The organism is Intrasporangium sp. (assembly GCF_039812505.1).
GTDB lineage: Bacteria > Actinomycetota > Actinomycetes > Actinomycetales > Dermatophilaceae > Intrasporangium_A.
The window spans coordinates 1-10933 of the sequence record NZ_JBDIAQ010000117.1 but is presented as its reverse complement, the minus strand read 5'-3'; the positions used below and the strand labels follow the sequence as shown (position 1 = coordinate 10933).

General features: G+C 72.5%; 7 protein-coding genes. 6 read left to right on the top strand and 1 reads right to left on the bottom strand.

All coding sequences use genetic code 11. The features are described 5' to 3' along the window. Nucleotides 1-23 precede the first annotated feature (23 nt). The 6 genes from prfB (at nucleotide 24) to WMI84_RS13605 (ending at nucleotide 7150) form a co-directional block, all read left to right on the top strand. A complete protein-coding gene (gene prfB, locus WMI84_RS13630) occupies nucleotides 24-1148 on the top strand; it encodes a peptide chain release factor 2 (protein WP_347354042.1) in 1125 nt (374 codons plus the stop codon). Nucleotides 1149-1316: 168 nt separating this feature from the next. Further along, entirely contained in the window at nucleotides 1317-2108 is a 792-nt protein-coding gene (ftsE, locus tag WMI84_RS13625; RefSeq protein ID WP_347354040.1) for a cell division ATP-binding protein FtsE, read from the top strand. A 10-nt stretch (nucleotides 2109-2118) separates the two neighbouring features. Further along, complete coding sequence (gene ftsX / locus WMI84_RS13620) at nucleotides 2119-3024, top strand: permease-like cell division protein FtsX (RefSeq protein ID WP_347354038.1); 906 nt, start codon at nucleotides 2119-2121, stop codon at nucleotides 3022-3024. 185 nt (nucleotides 3025-3209) lie between these two features. Continuing rightward, nucleotides 3210-4571, top strand: coding sequence for a peptidoglycan DD-metalloendopeptidase family protein (locus tag WMI84_RS13615; RefSeq protein ID WP_347354036.1), 1362 nt, complete (start codon nucleotides 3210-3212; stop codon nucleotides 4569-4571). An 87-nt stretch (nucleotides 4572-4658) separates the two neighbouring features. Beyond that, entirely contained in the window at nucleotides 4659-5141 is a 483-nt protein-coding gene (gene smpB / locus WMI84_RS13610; protein WP_347354034.1) for an SsrA-binding protein SmpB, read from the top strand. Further along, nucleotides 5138-7150 carry a DUF2207 domain-containing protein gene (locus WMI84_RS13605; protein WP_347354032.1) on the top strand — a complete coding sequence of 671 codons (2013 nt, stop codon included), beginning with the start codon at nucleotides 5138-5140 and terminating at the stop codon, nucleotides 7148-7150. Before smpB ends, WMI84_RS13605 begins: the two co-directional genes overlap by 4 nt. A 271-nt stretch (nucleotides 7151-7421) precedes the next feature. Here the strand turns inward: WMI84_RS13605 and WMI84_RS13600 are convergent, their stop codons facing one another. Then, entirely contained in the window at nucleotides 7422-10796 is a 3375-nt protein-coding gene (locus tag WMI84_RS13600; protein ID WP_347354030.1) for a pyruvate carboxylase, read from the bottom strand. Nucleotides 10797-10933 lie beyond the last annotated feature (137 nt).

Below are 10933 nucleotides of genomic sequence, written 5' to 3'. Positions count from 1 at the left end.
CCGCTGACGTAGGCTGTCGTGTCGTGGCCGTGGACTTCCCGCAAGAGCTCAAGGACCTGCGCGCGACGATGGACTCGGTGCGCGGGGTGACCGACCTCGACGCGCTCGGCGTGCGGATCACCGACCTCGAGAAGCAGGCGGCCGCCCCCGACCTGTGGGACGACCCCGAGCACGCGCAGCAGGTCACCAGTGCACTCTCGCGCGCCGGCGCCGAACGCGACCGGGTCCTCGGGATGGACCGCCGCGTCGAGGACCTCGAAGTCCTCGTGGAGCTGGCCCAGGAGGAGCACGACGCCGCCACGCTCGAGGAGGCCGAGCACGAGCTGGAGTCGCTCAAGAAGGACGTCGGGGAGCTCGAGGTGCGCACCCTGCTGTCCGGCGAGTACGACGAGCGCGCAGCGGTGGTGACGATCCGGTCCGGCGCGGGTGGTGTGGACGCGGCCGACTTCGCCGAGATGCTGCTGCGGATGTACCTGCGCTGGGCCGAGCGGCACGGCTACCCGACCAAGGTGATGGACACCTCATACGCCGAGGAGGCCGGCCTGAAGTCGGCGACCTTCGAGGTCAACGTCCCCTACGCGTACGGCCACCTGGCCGTCGAGGGCGGCACCCACCGGCTCGTGCGGATCAGCCCGTTCGACAACCAGGGCCGGCGCCAGACGAGCTTCGCGGCGGTCGAGGTCATCCCGCTGATCGAGAGCGACGACTCGATCGAGATCCCCGAGAACGAGATCAAGGTCGACGTCTTCCGCTCGAGCGGTCCGGGCGGGCAGAGCGTCAACACGACCGACTCCGCGGTGCGGATGACCCACTTGCCGACCGGCATCGTCGTGTCGATGCAGAACGAGAAGTCCCAGATCCAGAACCGCGCCGCCGCCCTGAGGGTGCTCCAGTCCCGCCTGCTGCTGATGCGCAAGGCCGAGGAGGCCGCCGCCAAGAAGGAGCTCGCCGGTGACGTCAAGGCGAGCTGGGGCGACCAGATGCGCTCCTACGTGCTCAACCCCTACCAGATGGTCAAGGACCTGCGCACCAGCCACGAGACCGGCAACCCCTCGGCGGTCTTCGACGGTGACATCGATGACTTCATCGAGTCGGGCATCCGCTGGACGGTCGAGCAGCGCAAGGCCGCCGCCGCGGCGTCCGCCTGAGCCGAGCGCGCCGGACCGCTCCCCGCGCGCCACGCCGGTCGTCCCGGTAGCACGGGTTGGGCGCCGTCCGGCCGTAACCTCGTGGATGGCCCGGTGACACGCCGCAGGTATGCCGCCGAGCCCGGGTGCTGCCCGGTCTGCCCTCCCGCTCACGTTAGGTCCGCCCGCATGATCCTCTTCGAGAACGTCACGAAGACCTACCCGAGGACGCAGCGGCCCGCGCTCGACGACGTCTCCCTCGAGATCCCCCGGGGCGAGTTCGCCTTCGTCGTCGGCGAGTCCGGCTCCGGCAAGTCGACCCTGCTGCAGCTGGTCATGAAGGAGCACGACGCGACGCAGGGCCGCGTGCTGGTCGCCGGGCGCGAGCTCGATCGGCTGCCCGCGCGCAAGGTGCCGGCCCTGCGGCGCGAGATCGGCTTCGTCTTCCAGGACTTCCGCCTGCTGCCGAACAAGACGGTCGCCCAGAACGTGGCCTACGCCCTGCAGATCCTCGGTGCCTCCAGGACGCGGATCCGCCAGACGGTGCCCGAGACGCTGGAACTGGTCGGGCTGGCGGGCAAGGAGAAGCGGCTGCCGCACCAGCTCTCCGGTGGGGAGCAGCAGCGGGTCGCCATCGCCCGCGCCTTCGTCAACCGGCCGTCGATCCTGCTGGCCGACGAGCCTACCGGCAACCTCGACCCCGGGACGAGCCTCGACATCGTCCAGCTGCTCGAGCGGATCAACCGGACGGGCACGACCGTCGTGATGGCCACCCACGACACGGCCACGGTCAACGCGATGCGGCGTCGGGTGATCGAGCTGCACCACGGGGTCCTCGTGCGCGACCAGCAGGCCGGGGAGTACACCACCGGCAGCATCCCCAGGGTCCGGGTCGGCCCGGCCCGGCCGGGCCACGCCGAGCCCGACAGCGCCGAGCCCGACAGCGTGGTCAGGCGGCGTACCGCCGTGGACACGCACTGATCGGGGGACCATGAAACTGACGTTCCTGCTCGGCGAGATCGGCAACGGTCTGCGCCGCAACCTGTCGATGGCCGTGTCGGTCGTGATCGTCACGATGATCTCGATGTACCTGCTCGGCCTCGGGCTGATGGGCCAGCGCCAGGTCGACACGATGAAGGACTACTGGTACGACCGCGTCCAGGTCACGGTCCTGCTCTGCGCCGACAAGACCCGCTACCCGAACTGCGGCGGTGAGCCCACCACGCAGACCGAGCGAGCCGCGGTCAAGGACGAGCTCGAGGCCCTGCGCCCGACGGTCAAGGAGATCTTCTACGAGTCGCGGGACCAGGCCTACGAACGGTTCCGGACCGCCTACCGCAACTCCCCGCTGGCCCGGGCCGGGGAGTCGTACTTCGCCGACTCCTTCCGGGTCAACCTCAACGACCCCGGCAAGTTCGACGTCGTCGCGAGCACCGTCAAGGGGATGCCGGGGGTGGCCGACGTGCAGGACCAGAAGAAGCTGCTCGAGAAGTTCTTCACCTTCATGAACACCGTCTCGTGGTCGGCCATCGCGCTCGCCGCGCTCATGGTCCTGGCCGCGGTCATGCTGATCTCGACGACGATCCGGCAGACGGCGTTCAGCCGGCGCCGCGAGACCGGGATCATGCGGCTGGTCGGGGCCTCCAACTTCACGATCCGCTTCCCGTTCGTCATGGAGACGATCATCGCCGGCGTGGTCGGCGCCGGCCTGGCGGTGGGCATGCTCTGGGCGACCGTCCAGTACGGGGTGACCGGGTTCCTCAGCGAGACGGTGACCGACATCGCCTTCATCGGGGTGGCCGATGTCTGGGTCGTCGCGCCGGTGATCGTGCTCGGGGTGGCCGCCCTCGCGTCGGTGACGTCATGGGTGACCCTGCGCCGGTACCTGCGCGTGTGACCGGCCGGCTCCAGCAGGGGCGGCAGGCGACCGGAGCGGGCCGCCGCACCGCCCGTCGAACCAACCGTTCGCAGGGTCGAGGGGTATCGCAGGGCCGAAGGGGTGTTGTCGGAGCGACAGGTGTGGTACCAATGAGCCCTATGTGGCCAAAGTTGGGCAATTGCTCACCCCGTCCGCGCACCCGGTTGACCGCCGCCGGCGCGGCTCTGGCCTGCACGCTCTCACTGGGCCCCGCGCTCGCGGCCCGGGCCGACGACGTCCAGGACCAGAAGCGGCAGGCCGACCGGCGGATCAGCGCGCTCGGGCAGCAGCTCGAGGGAACCAACACCCGGCTGGCCGGCGCCTACGTCAACCTCGAGCGGACCAAGGCCGCGCTGCCGGGAGCACGCCAGCGCCTGGCCGGTGCGCAGGCCACGGCCGGCCGCGCCGTGGCGGCGCAGGCCCGGGCCGAGGACACCGAGCGCCGGGCGCTGGCCGCCGAGGCCAGGGCCCGGGCGCACAACGAGCAGGTGGCGCAGCGGCTGGCCGTCGCCAAGGCCGACGAGGCCCGGGCCAGGGAGCGACTTGGCCGGACGCAGGAGCAGCTGCGCGCCTCACAGGACGCGCTGGACGCCTATGCCGCCGAGGTCTTCCAGAGCGGCGGCGACGAGTCGCCGCTCGGACTCGTCTTCGGCACCGGGTCGCCGCAGGACCTCGCCGACCGGGTCGTCATGGCCGACACCGCCAGCAACGTGGCCGGCGACACCGTCGACCGGCTCGCCACGATCCGCGCGGACGACATCTCGGCCCGGGCCTACCTGACATCCGTCCGGGGCGAGGTCGCCGAGCTGAAACGCCAGGCCGAGACCGCCCTGCAGAACGCCACGGCCGCGGCTTCCGCCGCGACCCGGGCCAAGGAGCAGGCGATCGTCGCGCGGCAGAACGCCGAGACGGCCCGCGCCAACGCTGCGTCCGCCAAGACCCACCTGGACCGGCTCAAGTCCGAGCAGACGGCGTACGCCCGCGACCTGCGGGCCCAGCAGGCGAACGAACAGGCCGACCTCGCGGCGGCCCGCGCCGAGGCAGCACGACTGAACGCGATCCTGGTCGAACGGGCCCGGCTCGCCCGCCTGGCCGAGCAGCGCCGGAACGCCCCGCCCGCCGCGACCCCCTCGAACTACCTGAGCCACCCGGCCAACGGGCCCACGACCTCGGGCTTCGGGATGCGCTGGCACCCCATCCTCAAGAAATGGATGCTCCATGACGGCTTGGACTGGGCCGTCGCCTGCGGCACCCCGGTCTACGCGGCGGCGCCGGGTCAGGTCATCCGCGCCGGCTGGCGCCCCAGCGGCTGGGGCAACCAGGTCGTCATCGACCACGGCATGCACCGCGGGGTCGACCTCGTCACGACGTACAACCACCTGTCGCGCATCGTCAAGTGGGGCGGGCACGTGAACCGCGGCCAGCTGGTCGGGTACTCGGGCACCACGGGCTACTCGACGGGCTGCCACCTGCACTTCGGCGTCTACGAGGACGGCACGCCGGTCGACCCCTACCGGTGGCTCTGAGCGAGCACACCCGTACCGCGTCCCAACGGGTAGCGTTGACGCGCGCGGACCGTTCGCGCGGGCGCGAGGCGACAGGAGGACAGCGCGGTGGCCAAGGAGAAGGGTCGCTCGGTCATCGCGAGCAACCGCAAGGCGCGCCACGACTACCACATCGAGGACACCTACGAGGCAGGTATCGCCCTGACCGGCACCGAGGTCAAGGCACTGCGGATGGGCCGGGCCTCGATCGTGGACGGTTTCGCCATGTTCTCCGGCGAGGACCTCTACCTCGAGAACGTCCACATCCCCGAGTACCTCGGCGGGACCTGGACCAACCACGCGCCCCGGCGCCGCCGCAAGCTGCTGCTGCACCGCCGCGAGCTGACCAAGATCGCGGGCCGCACCCGCGAGTCCGGCCGGACCATCGTGCCGCTCACGCTCTACTTCAAGGACGGGCGGGTCAAGGTGGAGATCGCCCTGGCAACGGGCAAGAAGCAGTACGACAAGCGACACGCGCTGCGCGAGCGACAGGACCGGCGCGACGCGGAGCGGGCCCTCAGCGCCGCACGGCACCGCGGTAGGCGAGGGTGAGCCTGACCCGCACGGACCGCGGTCCGGTGGCGGACCCGGTCGCGTCGCGCCGGCCGGCACGGGTGCCGGCACTCCTCGCGCTGCTGCTGGCCACTGCAGCCCTCGTGTTTACCCCCGCCGTAGCCGCCCGAGCCGCCGGCGGCGAGGCGATGACCTCCTTCCGCGCCGTCTACGACCTGCAGCCGGACGGCAGCGTCAGGGTCGCCGAGACGATCCAGTGGCGGTTCCCGAGCGGCGAGGAGCGGCACGGGATCTTCCGCGACATCGTGGTGCGGATGGGCGTGGCCGACCGGCCGGACAGCTACCGCTACTTCGAGATGACCGACGTGTCGGTCTCGAGCCCGACCGGGGCGCCCGCCCAGTTCCGGGTCACCCCGGACGGTGCCGCCGACCAGATCCGCATCGGCAGCGCCGACGAGTGGACGAGCGGCACCCAGACCTATCTGGTCGGCTACACCCTGCACAACCTGCTCAACCCGATCGCGCAGAACGACATCGGGCAGAACGACATCGCCCAGAACGACATCGCGCAGAATGACACTGTCGAGCTGCACTACAACGTCTTCGGCGGTGACGAGGAGACCCAGCGCGACCACGCCAGCATCACGGTCAACGCCCCGGCCGCCTCGACCGACGTGCTGTGCTTCCGGGGCGAGACGGGCTCGGACACGAGGTGCCGGGCGAAGGCGGGCGAGCCCACCTCGTTCAGCGCCGACGACCTCGCCCCCGGTGAGGCGATGACCGTGGTCGCCCGGTACCCCGCCGCCGCGTTCGACGACCCTCGCCCCGACATCCGCGAGGGCGACCTCGACGCGGGCTCGGCCGGCGCGGCGGCCCCCGCGGTCAACGCCGCCGCGTGGGTGGCCGGGATCGGTGCCCCCGTCATCGCCGCTGCCGTGATGGCCACGCTGTGGTGGACCCGCGGACGCGACGAGCAGTACGCCGGCCTGGCCCCCGGCCTCACCCCGGCAGGCGTCGGCGACGGCAGCGGGACGGGAACCGGTGGAGCACCGTTGACCAGACGGCGGCGCAGGCAGCCGGTGGCGGTGCAGTTCCACCCGCCGCCGGGCGTGCAGCCGGGCATGGTGGGCACCCTCGTCGACGAGACGGCCAACCCGATCGACGTCTCCGCGACGGTCATCGACCTGGCCGTGCGGGGATACCTGCAGATCGACGAGATCAGGGCCGAGGGGATCTTCACGCGGACCGACTGGGTGCTCCGCCGGCTCGACCCGCCCCCGGGGGACCACCTGCTGCCCTACGAGGGCGAGCTGCTCGGCGGGCTCTTCCGGCAGGGCGCGTCCGAGGTCCGGCTGTCGGAGCTGAAGAACACCTTCGCGGACACCCTGAAGCGCATCCAGTCGATGCTCTACCGCGAGGTCGTCCAGCGGGGCTGGTTCCACCGCTCCCCGCAGTCGCAGCGCGCCGCCTGGCAGGCGTTGGGCATCGTGCTGGCCGTCAGCGGCGGGCTCGTCCTGTTCTACGGGCGCTCCCTCGTCGCGGGCCTGCTGGGTGGGGGCTTCACCGGCGGGCTCGTGCTCGGGATCGGTCTGGTCGCATCGGGCGGCATTGTGCTGCTCGTCGGGAGGGGGATGGCGGCCAGGACCCCGGAGGGCTCGGCGGTGCTGGCCCAGTCGCTCGGCTTCAAGGAGTACCTCGTCACGGCGGAGGCCGGCCAGATCGCCTTCGAGGAGGCGTCGAACATCTTCAGCCGCTACCTGCCGTTTGCCGTCGTCTTCGGCGTGGCGGACCGGTGGGCCAGGACGTTCGCCGAGGTCGCCCGCGCGGCCGAGGCCGCCGACCAGGCGCTCGTCATGCCGACCTGGTACGTCTGGAGCGGCGGCGCCTTCCCCGACTTCACCAGCATCGCCGACGGCGTCGCCGGCTTCTCGACGACCTCGACCGGCACGTTCACCTCGACCCCCGGCTCGAGCGGCACGTCGGGCTTCTCGTCCGGCGGCGGCTTCAGCGGCTCCGGTGGTGGCGGCTCGTCGTCCGGGTCGTGGTGAAGACCTCGAACGGACCGTCGGAGGGCGAACCGGCCGGTGCGGCGGCCCGTTCGGTCGCCCGCGCCGGGCTCGATGGCCGCGGCGCCGGACGCCGCGCCTGAGGAGGACGGCTCGGGAGGACGACGGCGCGGGAGGCGGGCTGGGCGGCATACGGCTGCCGGATGCCGCTCACCACCGGCGCACCGGGCCGGCCCTTCGTGGCCGGACCGCCTGGTGCACGAACCCGGTCGACCTCGAACGGACCGTTCGCGTCGGCACGGCGCGCGTCCGGTCAGGAGATGACGGCGATCAGGTCGCCGCCCTCGACCTGCTGCTGGGCCCGGATCGCGACGCGCCCGACGGTGCCCGCGACCGGTGCGGTGATGTTCGCCTCCATCTTCATCGCCTCGATGGTCGCCAGGACGCCGCCCTGCTCGACGTGCTCGCCCTCCCGGACGGTGAGGGTCACGGCGCCGGCGAAGGGTGCCGAGACGTGGTGCGGATCGGCCGGGTCGGCCTTCTCGGCCGCCTTGACGGCGACCTCGGACGACCGGTCGCGCACCTGGACGGGTCGCAGCTGGCCTCCGACGGTGCACATGACCGTGCGCATCCCGCGGGCGTCTGCCGCGCCGACCGACTGGACGCTGAGGAGCAGGCGTTTGCCGGGCTCGATCTCGACGTCGTACTCCTCGCCCGGTTCCAGGCCGTGCAGGAACTCGCTCGTGTCCAGGACCGACAGGTCCCCGTAGGCCTCCCGCGCCGCCTCGTAGTCCCGGGCCGGGCCCGGGAACAGCAGCCGGCTGAGCGTCCGGCGGGGCGTCGTCTCGAGCTCGTCCTGCTGCTGCGGGGTCAGCGCCTCCTGACGGGGCCTGGCCACCCGGCCCGCCAGCGCCTTGGTGCGGAAGGGCTCCGGCCAGCCCCCCGGGGGGTCGCCGAGCTCACCCTGCAGGAAGCCGATGACCGAGTCGGGGATGTCGTAGCGCTGCGGGTTCGCCTCGAAGTCGGCCGGGTCCGCACCGGTGCCGACGAGCGCCAGGGCCAGGTCTCCCACCACCTTGCTGCTCGGGGTTACCTTGACCAGGTTGCCGAGGATCCGGTTCGCGGCGGCGTACATGTCCTCGATCGCCTCGAACCGGTCCCCCAGGCCGAGCGCGATCGCCTGCTGGCGCAGGTTGGACAGCTGCCCGCCGGGGATCTCGTGCACGTACACGCGACCGGTCGGGGAGGACAGGCCGGACTCGAACGGCCGGTACAGGTGGCGCACGGCCTCCCAGTAGGGCTCGAGTGCCGAGACGCTGCCCAGGTCGAGGCCGGTGGGCCGGTCGGTGTCGTCGGTCGCCGCGACGAGGGCGGACAGGGGCGGCTGGCTGGTGGTGCCGGCCATGGTGGCGCTCGCCGCGTCTACCGCGTCGACGCCGGCCCCGATCGCCGCGAGCAGGGTCCCGATCTGACCGCCTGCCGTGTCGTGGGTGTGCAGGTGCACCGGCAGGTCGAAACGCTCGCGGAGCGCGGTGACGAGGCGGCGGGCGGCCGGGGCCCGCAGCAGTCCCGCCATGTCCTTGACCGCCAGGATGTGCGCGCCCGTGTCGGCGATGCGCTCGGCGAGCCGCAGGTAGTAGTCGAGGGTGTAGAGCCGCTCGCGGGGGCTCGTGAGGTTGCCGGTGTAGCACAGCGCCACCTCGGCCACCGCGGTGCCGGTCTCGAGCACGGCCTCGATGGCGGGGCGCATCTGCTCGACGTCGTTGAGCGCGTCGAAGATCCGGAAGATGTCGATGCCGGCAGCGGCTGCCTCCCGCACGAAGGTCGTGGTGACCTGCGTCGGATAGGGGGTGTAGCCCACCGTGTTGCGGCCCCGCAGGAGCATCTGGAGGGCGACGTTCGGCATCGCCTCGCGCAGCGCGGTGAGCCGCTCCCAGGGGTCCTCGTGCAGGAACCGCAGCGCGACGTCGTACGTGGCGCCGCCCCACGCCTCCACGGAGAGCAGCTGGGGGGTCAGCTGCGCCACGTGGCGGGCGGCCAGGACCAGGTCGCGGGTGCGCATCCGTGTCGCGAGGAGGGACTGGTGGGCGTCGCGGAAGGTCGTGTCCGTCACCGCCACCTCTGGCGCCGCCCGCAGCGCCCGGGCGAAGCCGCCCGGCCCCAGGTCGCGCAGCCGGTCGCGCGAGCCCGGCGGCAACGGCGCGTCGGTCAGCTCGGGCAGCTTGGCGGCGGGGCGTACCGTCGCCCCGGCCCGGCCGTGCGGCCGGTTGACCGTGACGTCGGCCAGGTAGGTCAGCAGCCTGGTCGCCCGGTCCGCCGGGACCCTGGCCCGGAGCAGCTCGGGACGCTGGTCGATGAAGGATGTCGTCGCCTGCCCCGCCTGGAAGACCGGGTCGTCGAGGACCGCCTCGAGGAACGGGATGTTCGTCGAGACCCCGCGCACCCGGAACTCGGCCAGGGCCCTACGGGCCCGCCGCACCGCCAGGGGAAAGGTCCGCGCCCGGCAGGTCAGCTTGACGAGCATCGAGTCGAAGTGGGGCGACACCTCGGCACCGACGAACACCGTGCCGCCGTCGAGCCGCACCCCCGACCCCCCGGCCGAGCGGTACGTCGTGATGACGCCGGCGTCGGGGCGGAAGCCGTTGGCCGGGTCCTCGGTCGTGATCCGGCACTGGAGGGCATAGCCGCGGGTGCGGATGTCCTGCTGGCGCAGGCCGGTCGTGGCGAAGGTCTCGCCGGAGGCGACCAGCATCTGCATGACGACGAGGTCGACGTCGGTGACCTCCTCGGTGACCGTGTGCTCGACCTGGATCCGGGGGTTCATCTCGATGAACACGTAGCGCCCGTCGCCCCCGACGAGGAACTCGACCGTGCCGGCGTTGACGTACCCGATCGAGCCGGCGAAGCGCACCGCGTCGGCGCAGATCCGCGCCCGCAGCTGCGGGTCGAGCGAGGGGGCGGGGGCGATCTCGATGACCTTCTGGTGGCGCCGCTGCAGCGAGCAGTCGCGCTCGTACAGGTGCAGCACCTCGCCGGTGCCGTCCGCGAGGACCTGCACCTCGATGTGGCGCGGGTCGAGCACCGCCTCCTCCAGGTAGAGGGTCGGGTCGCCGAACGCCGACTCCGCCTCGCGCTGGGCGGCGTCCAGCGCGGCACGAAGTGCGGCCGGGTCGTCCACCCGGCGCATGCCCCGGCCGCCGCCGCCGGAGACCGCCTTGACGAAGAGCGGGAACCCGACCGCGGCGGCCGCCGCCTCGAGCTCGGCCAGGTCGGCCGACGGGGCCGAGCCGGCCAGCGTGGGCAGCCCCGCCGCGCGGGCCGCCGAGATGGCCCGGGCCTTGTTGCCGGCCAGGTGCAGCACCGCGGCGGGTGGGCCGATGAAGGTGATCCCGGCCGCCTCGCAGGCCGCGGCCAGGTCGGGGTTCTCGGACAGGAAGCCGTAGCCGGGGTAGATCGCGTCGGCCCCGGCCTCGACGGCCTTGGCGACGATGCCGGCGTGGTCCAGGTAGGCCCTGACCGGGTGGCCCACCTCCCCGATCTGGTAGGCCTCGTCGGCCTTGAGCCGGTGCTCGGACATCCGGTCCTCGTAGGGGAACACCGCGACCGTCCGGGCGCCGAGCTCGGTCGCCGCGCGGAACGCGCGCACCGCGATCTCGCCACGGTTGGCGACCAGGATCTTGCGGAACATGTGGCCTCCGAGTTCGGGCAGTGCACCGCCGGGCGGTCCGGCGACGGGTCGACGACCCGTCGCCAGCCTAGGCCGACCGGCCCGGTCGGCCCGGTCGCACCGCCCGGATCCGAGACGACGGTGCAGCGGGAATCTCG

Excerpts from the sequence above, each read along its gene's own strand:
- WMI84_RS13600 (WP_347354030.1), bottom strand. The coding sequence starts at position 10,796 with ATGTTCCGCAAGATCCTGGTCGCCAACCGTGGCGAGATCGCGGTGCGC.
- ftsE (WP_347354040.1), top strand. The coding sequence starts at position 1,317 with ATGATCCTCTTCGAGAACGTCACGAAGACCTACCCGAGGACGCAGCGG.
- ftsX (WP_347354038.1), top strand. The coding sequence starts at position 2,119 with ATGAAACTGACGTTCCTGCTCGGCGAGATCGGCAACGGTCTGCGCCGC.